Origin of the sequence: Rouxiella silvae, from assembly GCF_002093625.1 — a bacterium.
In the GTDB taxonomy this organism is placed as follows: domain Bacteria; phylum Pseudomonadota; class Gammaproteobacteria; order Enterobacterales; family Enterobacteriaceae; genus Rouxiella; species Rouxiella silvae.
The window spans coordinates 1-18,135 of sequence record NZ_MRWD01000083.1; the positions used below are offsets into that span (position 1 = coordinate 1).

An 18,135-nucleotide genomic window follows, 5' to 3' on the forward strand; every position below is an offset into this window, starting at 1 on the left:
AAGATGATTATACTCTTACATGCAAAATCTTAAGGGAGATTTCTGAAAACCCTCTAATTAGTTATGATGCTGCAAGTAAAGAGGGATTTCTTCTTGAGAAGTTAATCCATGAAGGTCTAATTAGTAAAAACATATTCAACGAGTTAGAAGTTTTAAACTTAAGTAAATAATCAGAGGGTGATTTTTAATAAATGGCCCCTAAAAATATAATGTAAACAAGCCATCAAGTAAAAATTCAAAAGGGGCTTGACGTGTGCCAATATCCACCGCCACTCATGCCCATTCATGGTAACCAATTTTATACGCTCCCATATTATTGATAAAAATCACTCCAGTCTTCGATAACTTCATACCGAACAGTTTCATTCCCGAACATCATAAGCGCACCTCGAGTCAATGCCTCAAGCTGCCACTTCTGCGGCGAAATCCCTTTAACGGCCAATTCCTGTCGAATTGCGGGTATTCTTGCCCGTTCTGCGTCAGTTAATCGGGCTGACGGGGCCGTCTCTCGGTACTTAAACGGGTTATAGCTTCTTTGTTTGCGGCTCACCTTTGGCGAATCTTCTTTAACACGCGCCACAATCGCCCTCACGGCGGCAGTGTCCGTCCAGTCAATCACAGCATGTTGTTCGCTAAATAATGGCTCTGCGTGGCTCTCAGCCTCGCCAACGTGGTTATTTGTTGCCGCTGCGCTTTCGACCAACCCACAGTTATTGACAGGACTCCGAGGCGCGCCAGAGGCGCTTTTTAAAGTCAAAAGCTCAACGTCAACGGCAGAAGATACAATTCGCCACTGTGTTGTTCTGGTTTCAAATACGTTGGATTCACCTAAGTGTGGGGCGAAGATGCCGACAACCTTTTTTACTTCCTCGTCATAGGCATTCAGTTCTTCGGCTGTGCGGCGGGCAACGCGCACGGTCTGGCTGTCGCGTGGCGTATTGGCTCCGCCCTGGGCCCCTATGTAGGCGGCAAAATTACCCGCGTCGGCTGCGGCGCGCACGGCTTCCACTTCCTCGTCGAATATTTCGGTTAGGTTCAGTGACCGCAAGCAGCCTCGCCGGCATTCGCGATAAGTGCCCATTGCAGGCAGACCGATAGAGTGGAATTGCGGAATACGCCAAGTAGCCGCCCAGGCTGTAACGGCTGCGGCGGCATCGGACAGCAGCTCGCCGGTTTCAAAGTCGCGATCGCCCTCCAGCGCGTAGCCATCGATATTTTTAGCGATGTACTTTGCGATATAACCGGCAGCGCCGCCTTTGTTCATATGCTTGCAGTCAAAGCGGTTCTTTGCGGCCCCACGCTCGTCGCCGTCTTCTTTCATGGCGTACTTGCGCATGATCTCGATAATCTGCTGACGCTGGGTGCGCTTGGCGAATAACATCATGTGCCAGTGCGGCGTCGCGTCGTGGTGCGGCTCAACAACGCGCATACCGTAAACTTTCAGCCCGTTATCTTTAAAAGCTGTGCGGATTTTTGCCCAAACCTTGCAGAGATAGCGCTGGCCGTCTTTAGGCGTGTAAGCCTCTTTGTCCCAGTTATGGTTAAACTGAACGCGCTTTTCAGCGCCAACGGTGCGCGTCGGGTGATATTTTGAGGGGGTGGTGATGGTGATAAACATACCCACATCGCCATTCTCTGCGGCGTATTGCTCGGTAAAGGCGATGGTGTTCATTAGCTCCATGCGGCGAATCTCAGGATTGGAGATACTAGCCATTACTTTTTCAATCAGGCTGAAACGCTCGCCGGTCTCGGTGTTTTCAAGCTCGCAGCTTTTCAGATATTCAAGGTTCGACAGGCGGCGTGCTTTGACTTCGCGGATTGCCTGGATGCTGGCATAGGCCGACGCGGCCTTATCCCGACTCACTGAACCGATCGCGATTAACAATGCTTCGCGCCATTGCATGCGTTGGGCTTTAAACTTTCTTTCCCACCACTCCGCATTGACCAGGCGTGACAGACTGGCGATTGCCGAACGAGCATCCATTTTGCCTTTGCGGTAACGCACCCAGTGCATAGGCTGCACGTTGAACGCTCGCGCCATGCCAGCGATATGGCCGTATAACTCTGACTGCGTCCGGTTATCAAAAAGCACGGAGTTATCGCCATCATTAGCGGCGATCAACGCTTCGCACTTCTCCTCATAAATCTGCATTAACTGACCGGCAACGCGCATACACAGGTTTTTTAAATCTTTGTCTTTCATGCCTGGCAGGCGGTTGTATTGGTCAGCCTCAGAGAGGAACAGCGTGGAGGCGTCGGCATTCATAACGTGCGCGTTATTCACAGACTCGACGCGAGGCAGGATTGACCGGCCCAGCGTGAAAACGAGGTATTTGTTAGCGGCGTGATTACCTTTCGCTTTCAAAAGGTACTTATAACGGCTCAGGAATTTTTCAGCGAGTTCATACGGCAAAGTTTTAACTTTTGCTAAAACGGCTTGCCCCTGATGGAATTCATCACGGGTAAGCGGTCTCTCCGGCCCTGCAATTGCAGGGCGCGGGGCGTTCCATGGGTAAGCCCATTCAACAGCCTGAGTCATTGAGACTCAGCGCCGCGATAGTATTTACCCTTAATTTCGAATATCTCCTGGCAAGATACACAGCGGGAAACGCCAACCAACTTCTCACGGCGTAAAGCAGGAATGGCCTCCTCGCAGTCTTCACAAAAAAACGCTGACACAGAAACCGGCTTATTGATTGCCGCCTTGATATGACGCTCCAGCGCTTCTGCCTGGCGGGCCTGCTCCAAATCCATAGAATCAGCCATTAGTGGATCTCCTCAGACTCAATACTGATGCGGTCAGCTTCCTGGCGCAAAGTCTCGACGGCCCCGCGTCCGTCAATTTCGTTCTTAACAAGAAATGCCGCGATAGCCTCAAGCCTTGCAGCGAATACAGCAGAGGCGTTTTTACGTTCGTCCAGACGAGCGTCGTTTAGCGCCAGCAAAAATCCTTCGTGCGCGGTAGGAGCTTGAACCGTTTCTGTTCCAACTTTTATCTGTAGTGTTTGAATATTTCGCATTTATATTTTTTCCTGTTTTTAGGCAAAAGAATGCCCGACGCTCAGAGCGCCTTTAATTTTAAAAAGGGGGATTAATGGTTAGTAGTTATCTTGCAATCGTCGTCACTGATAAATCTAGGCAGCGTGCCCGTGAAATCAATTAAAGAATTCAGCGCAGAAACTACTTGCAAGCGTTCCGTATTATTTAACTCCTGGAACTTCATAGTTAAATGACGCTCTTTCAATCCAGCCATAAAGCACAATGCTTTTTTCATATGCGGCGGAGTGGTATCAAATGTCTCCTGCGCCACATTCTTTCGGGTGCCTATCATTTCTTTAATGCGAGAAATATGTGTAAGGCCAATCTCTCTTTGTTTTTCGTCTGCAAGTAACATAAATGCCTCAACTGAATAAACGTTGAAAGAATTTCTTCTGTTGTACTGCCGCACTGACTTTTCGTGCGGGGTTCCAGCGCTTGCCGCTTGGTAATTCAATCCAGCCGTGGCCGAAATGTCTTGATGGGCTTTGCTGCTTTAATAATGGTGCAATTGAAATAGCCATGACTTCCCTTAGCTCAAGCCGATTGAAGCACCCAGCCCACTAATCACTTCGGCGGTGGAGGACAACGCAGGGTTTGAGTGAATGCGCGCTTGTAATGACATTCCGGCCAAAGTGAGGCAACGGATCGCAGAATTAATGCCAGCAGTAAAAGTACTATGGCGGCTTGCTGTCATACGTTCGCTTGATACAGCTTCGGCGGCTACGCTCCCTATTGCGGCAGTTGCTTTCATCACGTAGACCGGCAGTTGTTCGGTAGTCATTTCATTTACCGGCACTGACGGCAGGCAATTAATCTGAGCCAGCATCCCATCTAACAGCGTCGGGTCTTCGGTCAAATCAGTTAACAACATCAGTTCTTCAATGGTCAGGCGGTGGCTTTGTTCCGGATTAAGCTTGTTACGCAGAACCTGAACAGACATACCGGCGTTAACACCTAATACGGCAAGATTATGTGTCAAAGCGAACTTGCGGCAGGCTTCGGCATAATGCGCATGTATGGAAACGCGATAATCAAACATGTTTTCGCCTCAAAAATTCACTTAATGTGAATCAAGCACCAATAACGATTTGAAAGCGTGAATGACCAAGATTTTTTTTGGCCTCCATTTCTTTGTAACGGGCGTAAAGAATTTTGACAGGGCCACCCGCACGCTTGTTACCCTTCTTGATCGTGCGTGGTTCTATAGGAATACGTGGGTTTTCACCGGTTGTCTGGCGATAGACGGTCCGAACGGAAACACCTTCTAGGGCTGCGAACTCTTCAGGGTGCACAGTGGCACGAGGGATCTTAATTGTAATAAGAGCAGTCATAATGCATCATTTCCTTATTAGTGATTTATTTGTCATTGATAGCCACCGTTTGCCAACTATCGCCATCAATGGATAAGCCTTAGCCGCACTTTAATGCGTAAAAATGCATTAATCAATACGTAGGTACGTATTTTATGGAAAAAGATTCAGGTATATGTAACGAAGATGTTCTCAATCGAATCTGTCAAGCTTACGGATTTAGCCAAAAAATCCAGTTAGCAAGGCACTTCAACATTGCTGCAAGCTCGCTCCAAAACCGCTATACACGCGGCTCAATCTCCTATGACTTCATAGTTCATTGCTCCCTAGAAACCGGAACAGAGGTACGCTGGTTGCTGACAGGAAAAGGCCAAAGCTCAATAAGTGGAATGGATGCTTCGAATGTTCAAAACACATATTCAACACTTAAACTATTCACTTTAAGTGAAGGGAACCTTAGTGAAGACGGTTCTGTGAACATTGATAACAAGCTTTTTAGTAAAGCTCTTACTCAACCAATTTGTGTTTGGTCCGATGGTAAAACCCATATCGTTGAAAAAGATTCGTCTCTTTCTGACGGGACATGGTTAGTCGATATAGAGGGGTCAATCAGCATCCGCGACTTAACCCTATTACCAGCAAGAAAACTGCACGTTACTGGCGGAAAAGTCCCATTTGAATGTGGTATCGATGAAATCAAAACAGTTGGCCGCGTAATTGGGATTTATGCAGAGGTAAATTGATGGCAATCAGGAAACAAGCTGATGGATGGTGGTTGTGTGAGTTGTACCCTAATGGTGCGAGGGGTAAACGCATACGCAAAAGATTCGCGACCAAAGGTGAGGCAATTGCATTCGAGCAACACACCATCACTAAACCTTGGCAGGAAGAAAAAGAAGATAACCGTACCCTGCTGGAGCTAGTCAAAGCTTGGTACAGCGCGCATGGGATTACGCTTAAAGATGGGGAACGGCGCCAAACTGCAATGACTCATGCCTATGAGTGTATGGGTCAGCCGCTAGCACGGGAGTTTGATGCGCAGATGTTTTCCCGTTATCGAGAAAAACGTCTGTCTGGCGATTACGCAAGATCCAATAGAGTGAAGAAAGTAGCGCCCCGAACAATTAATCTTGAGTTGGCATATTTTAGGGCTGTGTTTAATGAACTTGGCCGCCTGGGTGAATGGAAAGGCGAAAACCCAATCAAGAATGTACGCCCGTTCCGCACAGAAGAAAGCGAGATGGCTTTTCTGACAAAAGATCAGATCGGGCAGTTGCTAGAAGAGTGTGGTAGAGAAAATAATAATGATCTCGTTAGCATCGTGAAATTATGCCTATCAACTGGTGCTCGCTGGTCAGAGGCAGAAGAACTGAATAAAACTCAGATCACAAAATATAAAATCACTTACACAAAGACCAAAGGCCGAAAAAATAGAACCATCCCCATAAGTGAAGAGCTTCATGACTCATTGCCGGAAGTGAAAAAGGGAAGGTTATTTAAGAGTTGCTATGGTTCATTTCGCTCCGCTCTGGAACGCACTGATATTGAGTTGCCCGCAGGCCAGTTAACTCACGTACTGCGCCACACCTTCGCCTCTCACTTTATGATGAATGGCGGTAATATTTTAGTTTTACAGAGAATTCTGGGACATACTGATATCAAGATGACGATGCGTTACTCTCACTTCTCCCCTGAGCATTTAGAAGATGTTTTAAAATTTAATCCTTTGAATTAATTACGGGACGTTACAAATGAAAAAACCAAGTGCATTTATAAAAAAAATAACCTTCCTTAATGGACAAGAGTTAGAAATAAATAATGAAGACACTTTATTAATTGTTGGGCCTAATAATTCAGGAAAGTCTCAAACACTACGAGAAATTACATCCTCAATTCAGGGAAATACGCTTGAAAATAAAGTGATAAAATCCATTGACATTTCAAAATCTGGCACTGCCGAGGAGTTTAGAGAATATCTAATAAAGGAATCACTATTTGTTAATGGAACCTATCAAATTGGCCAAGCTAGTATTCACTCACAATGGATAGATCAATGGACATCAAATAACTCCCTGTATATGTTCAGTCCTTTTTTCTTGAAAAACATTGGTGCTGACGAAAGGTTAAAAATATGCCAACAACAACAAAGCATATCTCCCGAGCAACAAAAAACAAAACCTCAGCATCTATTATATGATGATAGTGAGTTAACACACGAAGTTAGTCAGCTTTTTAAAAAAGCATTTAACAAAAAATTAGTCATTGATTACAGAGGAGGAAGCATGATACCGATTCATATTGTTGAGGGAGACAATCTTGATGGTATTATGGATAGAGTTAGCAATGAATATATCGATGAGCTGAGAAAACATCCTCTCTTAGACAAGCAAGGTGATGGAGTAAAGAGCTATGCAGGTATTCTCTTCGAGACTATAGCTTTTAAATATGACATCTCTTTAATAGATGAACCTGAAGCGTTTTTACATCCCCCGCAGATGAGAAAATTGGGTCAAACATTATCTGAGAATGTTAAAGGCCAGCTTATTGTTGCTACTCACAGTAGTGATATTATGAGAGGCTTCTTAGAAGGTACCAAAGGGAATCTAAAAATAATAAGAATCAAGCGAGAGAATGAAACCAATAAAATTCACGAAGTCAATCAACATGCAATAAAGGAACTTTGGTCAAAACCAAATTTGAAGTATTCAAATGCGTTAGATAGTATATTTCACGAACAAGTTATCATATGTGAAGATGATAGCGACTGTCGTGTTATTAATTTTGTTGCAGATCACATTTCAGAACATGAAGGTGTCATCTTACCAGATACATCTTTTGTGCCATCAGGAGGTAAACACGCAATTGCAGGAATCGCAAAAATACTTCGTTTGTCAGGCGTTCCAGTTAAAGCAATTTACGATTTCGACTTAATATCAGAAAAAAACACTCTCACAACAGCATTAGATGCATTTGGTAGTGACGAGAAAGAAAAAATCATAAACCTTTGGGATCAGATAAATGCCAGTGTCACTCAGAATAAAAAAACATTGACTAAAGAAGAATTCAAAGCATCACTAATTGAAAATATTAGTAATCTAGATGCGGAATTACTTTCAAAAAGTAAAATTGAAGAAATGTTCAAACAAAAAAAACCATGGCATCAAGTAAAGCAGCATGGAAAAAGTGGGCTGCCAACAGGTAATATTCGAAGTACATTTAAAGAATTTAACGAACATCTTAAAAAAATTGGTATATATCTCGTACCTGTTGGAGAAATTGAGAACTTCAGTCCAGAAACGGGCTTACATGGTCCTAAATTTGTGACGAACTTCCTTTCGACGAAAAACCTTGCCGATGATGAGCTAAGCCCACTTAGAGACTTCGTTAAAGAAGTTTACTTAAGTTAAATCAAGGGATTTTTTTGATTAATTTACCTTGAGCCCATCCTCTGGAAATGGCGATTGAATGGCGATTAAAATGGAGTTACTAGGCAATGCGAGGCAAATACTGTCAACTTAAGTCACTGTTTATTAATGTAAATTAATGATTTATATAGAATTTAATTGATACTCATAATCGCTTGGTCACTGGTTCAAGTCCAGTAGGGGCCACCAAATTTTCCCTGTTAAATCAGGCATCTAAGCCACTTCTAAAGGAGTGGCTTTTTTATTGCCTCGAGACATTGCCTCAAAAGTGTCGCACGAGACAATTTACTCGTACACTAACTAACCAGCTCTTGTCTCAAACAAGACTTCTAACCTCAAATTTTTTAATCTCGCTTGATTAGCATACGTGGTATCTAAAAACTAGCCTATCCGGGTTGCTTTTCAGATCTCGAGTGATAAAAAGGATTAAGGATATAATCAGACAAGGAGTCTATATGAGCAGCATTCATATTATGAATGAAACATTGAGCATTGATTTTAGGCAGTGCAAAAATTAATATGATTGAAGCTGTAAGTACGTTTGTCTTTAATATTCTCCTTACTGTATTAAGCCTGAGAATTATTAGGTTAATCATGAACGCAGATATAATCACCCCGTATGGAAAGAATGTTGGAAATCTAATTTCAGAGCGGCATAATACCGTATTCAACACTTAACCTAACTAAGTAAAATATTCCACGCAATATAACTATTATTATTGACTAATTTGTAGTAAATTTTTTGCTCTAAAAAAGGTAAAACTCATGCGTAAATTCCTCCACTCCGAATACACGTTCCGGCGGTCACACGAAGGTGTGGCTGCCCCGACGGTTTATTCGGGGATTACCCATGCAAGCAAGAAATCGAGCTGTTCGTCGGCATCATATGAAAAGGCTCAAAGCTAAACGCTGTCGTTATAATAATGCAGGTTATAGCTGGCCTGAGGGTGCGACTACCCTCAATGTCGGCAAGGCTTATCATACGCCCTGTAACTGCTCATGCTGGATGTGTGGCCATCAGCGCTACCATCTAGGTATGAATATTCAAGAAGCTAAGGCAAGAGCTAAGCACCAAGACTAAACAACCGAACCCATCTTAATGGTGGGTTATCTCAATAAAACAGCAAATCTATCGCTTAGTAGCAGAATTTAACGGCTATCAACACAGGCATAGAAATGGAAGTCTTATTAATTATTCGCAGCCATAATTAAACTCCCCCACCCCACAACGCCCTTCTTACTCTACTCGATAATTAATAATCCCTCTCTAATCCGGCCAATATGACTCAGCTTTCACCTTTAATAATTCACGTAAACGCTGCGCCTCTTTCAAAGGAGGGTGCCCGAAGAAATGTTTAAACTCCCTGCTGAACTGTGTCGGACTCTCGTAGCCGACTTTTATTGAGGCTTCGGCAGCTGAAACTCCGCCTTTAACCATCAGTAAACGTGCCTGATGCAGGCGAGTCGATTTGAGGTACTGAATTGGGGTCGTGCCGGTAAAATTTTTGAAGTGCACGAAAAATGCCGGGGTGCTCATACCCGCTTGTTTTGCCAGTGTTTCAACATCCATACGCTCCTGAAAGCGGCCATGAATGGTGCGTAATGCAACGGCAATTTGCCCAAAATGCCCCTTGCCTGATAAGGCAGCCCGCAGCGTTCCGCCTTGCACGTCTAACAGCACGCGATAATAAATTTCTTTTAGTAATCCGGGGCCGAGCACCTTAGCGGCAATCTTGTCAGAAGCCGCCTGAACCAGCCTGAATACGGCCTCGCCCAACTCTTCATTTAGCGGTGTCGACAGCATTGAGTTCGGCTCTGCTTCAGGAATATCGCACTCCGTTAATTCAAACAGTATTTCCGCAATCATCACCAGATCCAATGAAATGGAAAGAGCAAGGAGGGGTTCATTATCACTGGCGACCGTTTGGCTGGTAAAGGGCAATGGCACCGACAGAACCAAATAGTGCTGGGTGTCATAGACAAACTCACGTCCTCCCAAAACGCCTGTTTTTTTGCCCTGAACGACAATAACGATGCAAGGTTCATAAAGCACCGGCGTATGCGGCATCGATTCGTTCACTCTCAAGAGCTTAACTTTGTTCAACCAGGTACGCGTATATCCCTCTTCAGGCGTCAGCGCTATCAAGGTGGAAATGAGTTTTTGCCTGAGCTCATGGCTTAAACCTGACATGGAACTCCCTAATGCATTCAATAATATATTGAGATATTTACGCCTATTTTAGATGAAATCATATAGGAATAGGCAATATTTATAAAATTATCGCCATTGTTGCCCAATGACGTTTTCTCTATTCTGGCTGCAACAAACGACAGAAAGGGAGAAGACATTATGATGCAGTCTAGCAACGCCCTGGGGATCTGGCTCTTTGCGGGTGCAGGTCGTGTTCCCAGGCAAGTTATGGCGAAGTACAACACTGATTTTAAGGACCGAAAATGAAAGAACTCACCTTCGGGCTAAACGATAAAGTCGCGATAGTTACCGGCGCTGCTGGTGACATTGGCAAGGCCACTGTGAATCTATTACTGGAACATGGCGCCAGAATTATCGCTCAAGACATTAATCCAGCGGTGAAAATGATGGCCATTCCCGGCCGAGTGATCCCAGTGGTGTGCGATGTGCGTTGCGAACAATCGGCAATCGACACGGTGTCTTTGGCGTGCTCTGCATTTGGTCAGCTTGATATTTTGGTCAATAACGCAGGCAAAACGCTAAACAAGCAAGTGACTGAAACCTCTGTTGATGAGTGGGACAACATTATGTCCATCAATGCCCGGGGCTATTTTTTGCTGTGCCGCGAGGCGCTGAAAGTGATGCAACCACGCCGCGAAGGCGCAATGGTGAATGTGGCATCGATTGTCAGCCTTGTGGGAATGAAAACGACAGCGGCATACGCGGCTTCTAAAGGCGCCATTGCTCAGCTAACAAAAGTACTTTCGCTGGAAGCAGGTGAAAACAATATCAGGGTCAATTGCGTTGCCCCGGGAGTTGTTGAGACCAATATTCTGGACGGAATTGTTGAAGACAGTCGCGCAACGCTCGCCAGCTATGGGCATGCGCACCCCCTCGGCCGAGTCGCTAAGCCAGAGGAAATCGCTGAAGCTATTGTCTGGCTAGCTTCACCCAAGGCCAGCTTTGTAACCGGTGCCGTTCTGGTTGCAGATGGCGGATACACAGCACAATAATTATCTGGAGTAATAAAATGAACAACTCAAGTATTTTGATTGTAGGGGCCGAAAGAGGTCTCGGCCTTGGTCTGGCAGAATTCTATTTATCTCGAGGATGGGAGGTTTTTGCCACCTATTATCCAGGCTCGGATCTCGCGTCCCTGGAAATATTAAGTAAATCTTATCCGGGCCAACTCTCTTCAGCGCCGATTGACGTCACCGACAAAACGCGGATAGAACCGTTTATAAATCAGATTGGAGTGAGAAAGTTTGACGTAATTTTCATGATCGCCGGAATTTTTGGTCCGTTACACCAGTCAGTCTTGCAGGCCACTGATACGGAATTCCAGCAAATAATGATGACCAATTCATTTGGTCCAGCACGTCTGGCTCGCCATTTGATCCCGACGCTCAGTCCTCAGGGAACGTTGTGCTTTATGACCTCTCACAGGGCCAGCATCGCGGCCAACGATGAGCCGGGAATTGGCCTTGAATTATACCGAGCCAGTAAAGTGGCACTCAACATGCTAGCTCGCTGTATTTATATGGATATTCAAGGTGCAGGCCATACGGTTTTGTCCATTCATCCGGGCTGGGTAGCCACTGCTATGGGTACACTGGATGGTGCAGTAGAGGCCGAGATGGATGTGAAGACCAGTGTAGAAGGCATGGCTGACGTGATAGAAAAGCATCGTCACGATAATACTCATCTCTACCTTGATTACGAAAACAAAACCTGGCCTTGGTAACCTATTTAGCCTGCATTAAACATTTACATGCGGGCTAACTCCTTCACCGTTTTAAAGGGCTTGGATAAGGGGAAATATTCCCTGCCAAGACTGCTGGTTATTAAATTCTGATCCTACCGTCAGGGTGTTCTCATCCTGAGTCCTTGGCTTATTATTCCGCTCATTATTTATTGATGAGTTTCACTCATAAGGCCTATCCGCTCGCAATAGATTATCTCTAGCTAAAGCGCTGATAATATAACTCATATAACCACTGAAAAAACGGACCGCCATGTTCCCTTCCCAAGTACTTTCTATTAAAACCACGGGACTGCCTTTTATCATTATTCTCAGTGCACTAATGGCAGTAACATCCTTATCGACCGATATTTATTTACCCGCCATGCCTGTGATGGCGAAAGATCTTCAGGGCAATGCCGAGTTGACGGTCACAGGCTTTTTAATCGGTTTTTGCATCGCTCAACTGATTTGGGGGCCGCTCAGTGACCATTTTGGTCGACGCATGCCACTGTTCGTTGGCATGGTGTTGTTTGTTATAGGTTCTGTAGGCTGTGCCTTATCATCTGATATCGTACAGATCGTTTTCTGGCGCGTATTTCAGGCACTGGGGGCATGCACGGGCCCCATGCTGGCGAGAGCGATGATCCGAGATCTGTATAGTCGTACTCGAGCAGCACACATGCTTTCCACGCTGATGATGGTTATGGCTATTGCGCCCATCGCAGGGCCGCTGCTTGGCGGGCAAATGATTACCGTGACTTCATGGCATTCTATTTTCTGGCTGCTGGGGATTATTGGTACGTTGATGCTTATTTCTGTCTTCTGGCTGCCCGAGACTTTGCCAGAAGAAAAGCGTGTTCAGGCCTCTTTATATGGCGCCTTATGTAATTACTACCAGTTGCTGACTAACGCCAAATTCATGTGCTTTACGTTATGCCTGACGTTCTACTATGTCGCTGCTTACGCATTTATTACCGGGTCCCCTTTTGTCTACATCACCTACTTCGGCGTTGACCCGCAGCATTATGGTTGGTTATTTGCGTTCAATATTGTCGGGGTAATGGCGTTAAGCATCGTTAACCGACGGCTGGTGCATCGTTATCCCCTTGAAGCCTTGCTCAAGTTTGCCATATTCGTCGCCGCCCTTGCTGCCGTCGTCCTTGCTGCTGCTACCGGACTGGGGTTCGGCGGGATTAGCCTGATTGTGGGTGCAGTATTTATCTTCTTTTGCATGAATGGAATTATTTCTGCGACCTCTACGGTTTGTGCATTGGATGCCGCACCCAATATAGCGGGTTCGGCATCGGCACTGATAGGCGCGCTGCAGTACGGAAGCGGAATTATTTCTTCGCTGTTGCTTGCCCTGTTCAGCGATGGAACACCGTGGACAATGGGTTGGATTATGGCCACTTTTACGGTAGCGAGTGCGGTAATGGCGCTGACCATGCAAGCAACAAAAGCAGGCAGTGAACAATCCACCATCAAAAACTGATCATCCAAATTACAGTGCTGAAAATAGGTGGGCATCAGAGATGAGTAAATTTCACAGATGGGGTTTTCGGAATCACGGACGAACGTGAGAGGTTACAACGGTTGCCTTCACAGGAAGAGTCAGGCAGCCGGAAGCTGCATCACATCAGCATTCAGCGTCTACATGTCGCCCTTTCAGCCACAGGCCCAGCTCCTGAACGACGTTGATCACTTTTTCCAGCCTGAGTCCGTCCGGCGTTAAGTTATAAATAACCTTGACCGGGACTTCGGCGAAAACAGTTCGCTGAACGAGCCCGGCTTCTTCTAACGCACGTAAATCCATGGTGAGCATGCGCTGTGAGATTGCCGGTATATCTCTGCGCAATTCGCTAAATCTTTTCGGTTTTTCCAGAAGATAAGAGACGATAAGTAATCGCCATCGCCCGCCAATCATGTTCATTGCCTCTTCAACAGAGCACCCAGAAACAACGTTTTTCATTTTACAAACCCAGTATAATTTATGTACCTACACTACATTAATGTGCCTTCTTCCAAATTTCAACCGACGTTGTTAACCTTCTGGACTATCTCAATACTCAGCAAGGAACTACGCATGAAACTTTATTTCTCTCCGGGCAGTTGCTCTCTCTCTCCGCATATTGCCCTTCGCGAAGCAGGATTAGATTTTGAATTAATTCGTGTTGATACCAAGACGCACAAATATGCTGACGGACAGGACTACTACAAAATAAATGAGCTGGGCTATGTCCCTGCCCTACAAATTGAGAATGGCGAAGTATTTCGTGAAGGGGCAACATTAATACAGTACATCGCCGACCTGGTTCCTGAATCTGGTCTGGCTCCGAAGAATGGCACTATTGAACGCTATCGTTTACAAGAGTGGTTAAGCTTTCTCTCTACCGAGATTCATAAAGGCTCGATCCCTCTTTTCTACGGCGCGGGCAATTACATCGATATTGCAAAAACAAAACTGCTGAATCATTTTAAATGGATCGATAAGCAACTTGCGAACCAGCAATTTCTGATGGGAAGTCAGTTTACTGTCGCGGATGGCTATCTATTTGCCCTGACCGGCTGGGTGAAAGCCGATTGGATGGTCTCTGTTTATAATCTTGATGCCGACTTAACTGATTTAAAAAATCTGGCGGCGTGGCACAGGCGCGTTATAAGCCGCCCAACGGTTCAAGAGTCGATGAAGGCTGAGGGACTGCTGTTCTAATACACAAAAATAAACCCACTTAATAGTGGGTTGTCATACAATCGGCCTGATCAATTCTCGGCAAATTTCGCCAGCGCGTCGCCGTTGAGGCGATAGCGGATCCACTCGCTTTGCGGTTGAGCGCCGATGCTGAGATAAAAATCTATCGCCGGCTGATTCCAGTCGAGCACCACCCACTCAAGGCGACCGCACTTGCGTTGAACGGCCAGTTGGGCAATGTGTTTTAACATCGCTTTGCCCGCACCGCGGCTGCGGTATTCAGGTGAAATATACAGGTCTTCCATAAAGATGCCGTTGCGGCCCAGCCAGGTTGAGTAGCTGGAAAAGAAAACAGCATAGCCCACGGTTTTACCGTCTATTTCACAGATCAGTGCTTCAGTTTTGCTGTCAGGTCCGAACAACGTGTCCCTGATTTCGTTCGGAGTGGTGACGACTTCTTGCGGTGCTTTTTCATAGACTGCCAGTTCAACAATCATGTTGTAAATCGCGTCGGCGTCGGAGGCGCGTGCCTGGCGAATGCTGATATCCATATGTTTACCCTTTTCTCTTCAGATTGATGACGGCAAGGATAAGCGGTATTGTTCAATGAATTAAGTGCAATATTATCAACAGAAGATGAATATCATGCATTCAGCACTGAGACGACTCGATTTAAATTTGCTTCCGGTATTCGACGCCGTGTTTCGACACCAGTCGGTGAGTCAGGCTGCCGATGAACTCTCTATGAGTACCTCGGCGTTGAGCCATGCGCTATCGCGACTGCGGGCGGCGTTGAACGATCCGCTTTTTCATCGCGAAGGCCACCGGATGTCTCCCAGCGTTTATGCCTGTCAGTTGGCACCGGCAATTGCTGCGGCGCTCACCTCGCTGAATCAAAACCTTTCGCCAAAGGCAGCGTTTGATCCCGCAGCCAGTGATGACTGTCTGCAAATTGCTATCACTGACTACACCGCATTCTCGGTTCTTCCCGCGTTGATTAATGAGTTGCAGCACACCGCACCGAACCTGCGTTTTGAACTCCGCTACCTATCGCACAGTCCGGCGTTAAATGAATTACTCAAAGGCGAGGTCGATCTGGCGCTAGGTTTCAAGTTTTCGGATGAGACTGAGCATCCAGAGTTGGACACCATTGACTGGTTTGAAGACAGGTATGTTGTTATCAGCAATACCCGCAGGACGCAGCTGACGCTAAAAGACTATCTGGCTGCGCGCCACCTGGTTGTCACTCCGTGGAATGAAAAACAGGGTGTTATCGACTTGCAGCTTGAACGTTTGGGCTATACCCGCCAAGTAACAATAAGAACGCAATCAATGCTTAGCGCGCCTTTTATCGTCGCCCAGAGCGACCTGCTGATGACAATTCCCCAATACGCCGCCGTCAGGCTACGGCAAGCTGCGGACATCACTCTTTTTGAGCTGCCTTTTAGCGTTCCGCCGTATATGACAAGAATTTATTCGCATCGGCGCAGTGGGAAAAAGGCAGCCAGTGATTGGTTGAAGCAGGTTCTTAAGGGGCTTGCTGCAAAAAATCAAAGCTGACAGAGGGACGCATTTTCTCTCCTTGGTAAAATCAAACAATCTTTTTGATCGAAGATGACTCGCCAAGTACTTTATAATGATCGACAGACAGAAAGCCGACTATCAATCTCAGAGAAACGAGGTGCAGACATGCTTGGAAAATGGTTGTTCATCATCGCAGCATCCGCAGCAATTCTGATCTACATAAACTGGGATAAGATCTTACCGGCAGTAGAACCCCTGCTTAGATAACAAACTCCATGGGAGAGAACAGCATGAAAGAAGGACCATTAACCGAGAAAGAGCTGGAATGGCTTGAGGACGTGCTGGAGAAGTACGGCAATGACACATCCGTGGTTGACGTCGCCGAGTTGGACGGATTGCTGACCGCCATCCTCTCCGGTCCACATATGATCGAACCGAGTGAATGGTTAGTGGCGCTGTGGGGCGGGCCGAAACATGTTCCAAAATGGGCATCTGAGCGCGAGCTTAATCGCTTTATGGAACTGTCCTTTCAACATATGAATGACATTGCCGACCGGTTGACTGAATATCCAGACCAGTTTGAGCCTCTTTTCGGCGTTCACGAGATTGACGATGTCGAATATACGGTTGCAGAAGAGTGGTGTTACGGCTATATGCGGGGATGGTCGCTGGATGACTGGTCAGCACTGCCGGCATCGCTAGAGCCTGCGCTCAAGGCTATTGCACTGCATGGCAGCGAAGAAAATGCGCCAGTGCTTGAAGAGATGACTGAGGAAGAAATCGAGCTCAGTATTGAAAAAATCAAACCTTCTGCTTTGGCCTTGCACAATTACTGGCTAACTCAGCGAGTCGATAATCCTGAAGTTTCGGGCTCAACGCCCGTTATCGCTGCGCCCAAGATTGGCCGTAATGACCCTTGCCCATGCGGCAGTGGGAAGAAATATAAAAGTTGTTGTTTGCAGTAACGATGAAACATAAAGCCACCTATTGGTGGCTTTATGTCATCTCGAATCAAGTTTGTGGAGTCGCTAATTTTGCTACGGTATTCTTTTTAAACTTAAGCCCGAAGATAAATGCCCCCACGCTACTACGTTTCAACAATGTATATAGCAGGTAGCAAAATACAATACTGATAGTTCCAACCAAGGCTATGTAAATAGTGGGCGAGCTATTCGGAATAATGGAATTAAGCAACCAGCCAAAATAGAAAGTTAGTGGGAAGTGAAAGATATATATAATTAGAGCCGAGTTTATCGTTGATGAAATAAACGTAGAATTTCTGATTTTAAGGGTTCTAAAGAAAAATATTGACTTTAACGATAGTGCAATTGAATAGGCTCCGCCAAGTAATGTACCTAGATAACGTGCGGGTCCTGAAACCTCATCAACTCTGACTACGTAGAAAATCAAGACCATTATCAACGTCATAATTGCCAATGATTTCCACGAAAGAAGCCAGCCTTTTGAAAGGTGTTCAAAACACTCGTGCCGACTATAAATAAAACATCCCAGATAAAAGAACACACAAAATCTGAGCGTTACAGGGATTATCTCAGATTCAACCCCCATTTCTCGAACCAAATATTTTACGAAAAACAAAGCAGAAGAAAGCAAATAACAAAGAATCAATATATAGGCCGCATTTTTCTTTGTAATTTTCTTAGAAATGTCCTCAAGCCATTTAAACGGAGTCAAGAAAGATATTAACGTCAAAGATAAAAGAAACCACAAATGATTCAAATTAAAGTATGAGTTAATAATTAGCTCTCTATCAATAGGCGCATCATTAACAAATGCTGTTACTATCGATATAAGTGGGCTAACTACAATGAATGAGCATAAGAAAGGAACACAAACCCTAGTTATCCTGTTGAGATAGAACCAATTAATTCCTTTTCTTGCTATCACCATAGCAGCAAAAATCCCTGACAATACGAAAAACACCTCCATCCTGAAAGTATGGATTACTTCAAAAATTGATTTGGTAAGAAGTGGATATTCTTTATCAGATGAATAATACCACCACGTTCCATTATATATTAGCTGGGATGAGTGACCAAAAACTCCGATAAGAATCAATAAGGCTCTGAACAAATCAAGACCTATAGAACGCTCTGGTAAAAACTCTTGCTTTTCCATTTAACTTACTTTCCATTAAAATATTTTTTTACTTTGAGGATAAAACTCCATATGTCTTAGCAATAGTATTAGAT

The 18,135-nt window shown here is 45.2% G+C and carries 20 protein-coding genes; 9 read left to right on the forward strand and 11 right to left on the reverse strand.

Going from position 1 to position 18,135, the window contains the following annotated elements; genetic code table 11:
- Window positions 1–313 precede the first annotated feature (313 nt).
- From BS639_RS22935 to BS639_RS22965, 7 genes are all read right to left on the reverse strand, one after another.
- Complete coding sequence (locus BS639_RS22935) at window positions 314–2,539, reverse strand: replication endonuclease (protein ID WP_084984424.1); 2,226 nt, start codon at window positions 2,537–2,539, stop codon at window positions 314–316.
- Window positions 2,536–2,766, reverse strand: a complete 231-nt coding sequence (locus tag BS639_RS22940) for a TraR/DksA family transcriptional regulator (protein ID WP_084984425.1) — start codon at window positions 2,764–2,766, stop codon at window positions 2,536–2,538. The genes BS639_RS22935 and BS639_RS22940 overlap by 4 nt, the downstream gene beginning before the upstream one ends.
- On the reverse strand, window positions 2,766–3,020 hold the full coding sequence (locus BS639_RS22945; RefSeq protein WP_084984426.1) for a DUF2732 family protein: 255 nt from the start codon (window positions 3,018–3,020) through the stop codon (window positions 2,766–2,768). Before BS639_RS22945 ends, BS639_RS22940 begins: the two co-directional genes overlap by 1 nt.
- A 71-nt stretch (window positions 3,021–3,091) precedes the next feature.
- The gene (locus BS639_RS22950) at window positions 3,092–3,394 is read right to left on the reverse strand and encodes a hypothetical protein (RefSeq protein WP_084984427.1); all 303 of its coding nucleotides are present in this window, start codon (window positions 3,392–3,394) and stop codon (window positions 3,092–3,094) included.
- 7 nt (window positions 3,395–3,401) lie between these two features.
- Complete coding sequence (locus tag BS639_RS22955; protein WP_084984428.1) at window positions 3,402–3,560, reverse strand: phage filamentation protein Fil family protein; 159 nt, start codon at window positions 3,558–3,560, stop codon at window positions 3,402–3,404.
- 8 nt (window positions 3,561–3,568) lie between these two features.
- A complete protein-coding gene (locus tag BS639_RS22960) occupies window positions 3,569–4,078 on the reverse strand; it encodes a phage regulatory CII family protein (RefSeq protein ID WP_084984429.1) in 510 nt (169 codons plus the stop codon).
- Window positions 4,079–4,109: 31 nt separating this feature from the next.
- Window positions 4,110–4,373 carry a hypothetical protein gene (locus BS639_RS22965; protein WP_084984430.1) on the reverse strand — a complete coding sequence of 88 codons (264 nt, stop codon included), beginning with the start codon at window positions 4,371–4,373 and terminating at the stop codon, window positions 4,110–4,112.
- 131 nt (window positions 4,374–4,504) lie between these two features.
- Between BS639_RS22965 and BS639_RS22970 the strand changes: the two genes are divergently transcribed.
- From BS639_RS22970 to BS639_RS22980, 3 genes are read left to right on the forward strand one after another with little or no spacing between them, the layout of a single operon-like run.
- Window positions 4,505–5,092, forward strand: a complete 588-nt coding sequence (locus BS639_RS22970; RefSeq protein ID WP_084984431.1) for a phage repressor protein CI — start codon at window positions 4,505–4,507, stop codon at window positions 5,090–5,092.
- Window positions 5,092–6,084, forward strand: coding sequence for a phage integrase (locus BS639_RS22975; RefSeq protein WP_084984432.1), 993 nt, complete (start codon window positions 5,092–5,094; stop codon window positions 6,082–6,084). The genes BS639_RS22970 and BS639_RS22975 overlap by 1 nt, the downstream gene beginning before the upstream one ends.
- A 16-nt stretch (window positions 6,085–6,100) precedes the next feature.
- On the forward strand, window positions 6,101–7,756 hold the full coding sequence (locus BS639_RS22980) for an ATP-dependent nuclease (RefSeq protein ID WP_084984433.1): 1,656 nt from the start codon (window positions 6,101–6,103) through the stop codon (window positions 7,754–7,756).
- Window positions 7,757–9,041: 1,285 nt separating this feature from the next.
- On the opposite strand, the gene BS639_RS22990 is transcribed toward BS639_RS22980, so the two are convergent.
- Complete coding sequence (locus tag BS639_RS22990) at window positions 9,042–9,965, reverse strand: AraC family transcriptional regulator (RefSeq protein ID WP_055782699.1); 924 nt, start codon at window positions 9,963–9,965, stop codon at window positions 9,042–9,044.
- A gap of 263 nt (window positions 9,966–10,228) precedes the next feature.
- Here BS639_RS22990 and BS639_RS22995 point away from each other — a divergent pair, with 263 nt between their 5' ends.
- The 3 genes from BS639_RS22995 to BS639_RS23005 all read left to right on the forward strand — a co-directional run bounded on the left by BS639_RS22995 (window position 10,229) and on the right by BS639_RS23005 (window position 13,201).
- On the forward strand, window positions 10,229–10,978 hold the full coding sequence (locus tag BS639_RS22995) for an SDR family NAD(P)-dependent oxidoreductase (protein WP_084984434.1): 750 nt from the start codon (window positions 10,229–10,231) through the stop codon (window positions 10,976–10,978).
- 17 nt (window positions 10,979–10,995) lie between these two features.
- On the forward strand, window positions 10,996–11,709 hold the full coding sequence (locus BS639_RS23000) for an SDR family oxidoreductase (RefSeq protein ID WP_084984435.1): 714 nt from the start codon (window positions 10,996–10,998) through the stop codon (window positions 11,707–11,709).
- A gap of 271 nt (window positions 11,710–11,980) precedes the next feature.
- Window positions 11,981–13,201: a multidrug effflux MFS transporter gene (locus BS639_RS23005; protein WP_084984436.1), complete on the forward strand. Its 1,221-nt coding sequence runs from the start codon at window positions 11,981–11,983 to the stop codon at window positions 13,199–13,201.
- Window positions 13,202–13,345: 144 nt separating this feature from the next.
- On the opposite strand, the gene BS639_RS23010 is transcribed toward BS639_RS23005, so the two are convergent.
- Complete coding sequence (locus BS639_RS23010; protein ID WP_055782681.1) at window positions 13,346–13,678, reverse strand: winged helix-turn-helix transcriptional regulator; 333 nt, start codon at window positions 13,676–13,678, stop codon at window positions 13,346–13,348.
- A gap of 114 nt (window positions 13,679–13,792) precedes the next feature.
- On the opposite strand from BS639_RS23010, the gene gstA reads away from it, so the two are divergent.
- On the forward strand, window positions 13,793–14,419 hold the full coding sequence (gstA, locus tag BS639_RS23015; protein ID WP_084984437.1) for a glutathione transferase GstA: 627 nt from the start codon (window positions 13,793–13,795) through the stop codon (window positions 14,417–14,419).
- Window positions 14,420–14,469: 50 nt separating this feature from the next.
- Here gstA and BS639_RS23020 read toward each other — a convergent pair whose 3' ends face one another.
- Window positions 14,470–14,949, reverse strand: a complete 480-nt coding sequence (locus tag BS639_RS23020; RefSeq protein WP_084984438.1) for a GNAT family N-acetyltransferase — start codon at window positions 14,947–14,949, stop codon at window positions 14,470–14,472.
- An 85-nt stretch (window positions 14,950–15,034) separates the two neighbouring features.
- Here BS639_RS23020 and BS639_RS23025 point away from each other — a divergent pair, with 85 nt between their 5' ends.
- A complete protein-coding gene (locus tag BS639_RS23025) occupies window positions 15,035–15,958 on the forward strand; it encodes a LysR family transcriptional regulator (RefSeq protein ID WP_084984439.1) in 924 nt (307 codons plus the stop codon).
- 254 nt (window positions 15,959–16,212) lie between these two features.
- Window positions 16,213–16,887: a YecA/YgfB family protein gene (locus BS639_RS23030; protein ID WP_084984440.1), complete on the forward strand. Its 675-nt coding sequence runs from the start codon at window positions 16,213–16,215 to the stop codon at window positions 16,885–16,887.
- A gap of 46 nt (window positions 16,888–16,933) precedes the next feature.
- Here the strand turns inward: BS639_RS23030 and BS639_RS23035 are convergent, their stop codons facing one another.
- Window positions 16,934–18,061, reverse strand: coding sequence for an acyltransferase family protein (locus tag BS639_RS23035; protein WP_084984441.1), 1,128 nt, complete (start codon window positions 18,059–18,061; stop codon window positions 16,934–16,936).
- Window positions 18,062–18,135 lie beyond the last annotated feature (74 nt).

Bases quoted from the DNA above. Each gene is read 5' to 3' on its own strand.
- BS639_RS22935 (WP_084984424.1), bottom strand. From the start codon at position 2,539: ATGACTCAGGCTGTTGAATGGGCTTACCCATGGAACGCCCCGCGCCCT.
- BS639_RS22940 (WP_084984425.1), bottom strand. From the start codon at position 2,766: ATGGCTGATTCTATGGATTTGGAGCAGGCCCGCCAGGCAGAAGCGCTG.
- BS639_RS22945 (WP_084984426.1), bottom strand. From the start codon at position 3,020: ATGCGAAATATTCAAACACTACAGATAAAAGTTGGAACAGAAACGGTT.
- BS639_RS22950 (WP_084984427.1), bottom strand. From the start codon at position 3,394: ATGTTACTTGCAGACGAAAAACAAAGAGAGATTGGCCTTACACATATT.
- BS639_RS22955 (WP_084984428.1), bottom strand. From the start codon at position 3,560: ATGGCTATTTCAATTGCACCATTATTAAAGCAGCAAAGCCCATCAAGA.
- BS639_RS22960 (WP_084984429.1), bottom strand. From the start codon at position 4,078: ATGTTTGATTATCGCGTTTCCATACATGCGCATTATGCCGAAGCCTGC.
- BS639_RS22970 (WP_084984431.1), top strand. From the start codon at position 4,505: ATGGAAAAAGATTCAGGTATATGTAACGAAGATGTTCTCAATCGAATC.
- BS639_RS22975 (WP_084984432.1), top strand. From the start codon at position 5,092: ATGGCAATCAGGAAACAAGCTGATGGATGGTGGTTGTGTGAGTTGTAC.
- BS639_RS22980 (WP_084984433.1), top strand. From the start codon at position 6,101: ATGAAAAAACCAAGTGCATTTATAAAAAAAATAACCTTCCTTAATGGA.
- BS639_RS22990 (WP_055782699.1), bottom strand. From the start codon at position 9,965: ATGTCAGGTTTAAGCCATGAGCTCAGGCAAAAACTCATTTCCACCTTG.
- BS639_RS22995 (WP_084984434.1), top strand. From the start codon at position 10,229: ATGAAAGAACTCACCTTCGGGCTAAACGATAAAGTCGCGATAGTTACC.
- BS639_RS23000 (WP_084984435.1), top strand. From the start codon at position 10,996: ATGAACAACTCAAGTATTTTGATTGTAGGGGCCGAAAGAGGTCTCGGC.
- BS639_RS23005 (WP_084984436.1), top strand. From the start codon at position 11,981: ATGTTCCCTTCCCAAGTACTTTCTATTAAAACCACGGGACTGCCTTTT.
- BS639_RS23010 (WP_055782681.1), bottom strand. From the start codon at position 13,678: ATGAAAAACGTTGTTTCTGGGTGCTCTGTTGAAGAGGCAATGAACATG.
- gstA (WP_084984437.1), top strand. From the start codon at position 13,793: ATGAAACTTTATTTCTCTCCGGGCAGTTGCTCTCTCTCTCCGCATATT.
- BS639_RS23020 (WP_084984438.1), bottom strand. From the start codon at position 14,949: ATGGATATCAGCATTCGCCAGGCACGCGCCTCCGACGCCGACGCGATT.
- BS639_RS23025 (WP_084984439.1), top strand. From the start codon at position 15,035: ATGAATATCATGCATTCAGCACTGAGACGACTCGATTTAAATTTGCTT.
- BS639_RS23030 (WP_084984440.1), top strand. From the start codon at position 16,213: ATGAAAGAAGGACCATTAACCGAGAAAGAGCTGGAATGGCTTGAGGAC.
- BS639_RS23035 (WP_084984441.1), bottom strand. From the start codon at position 18,061: ATGGAAAAGCAAGAGTTTTTACCAGAGCGTTCTATAGGTCTTGATTTG.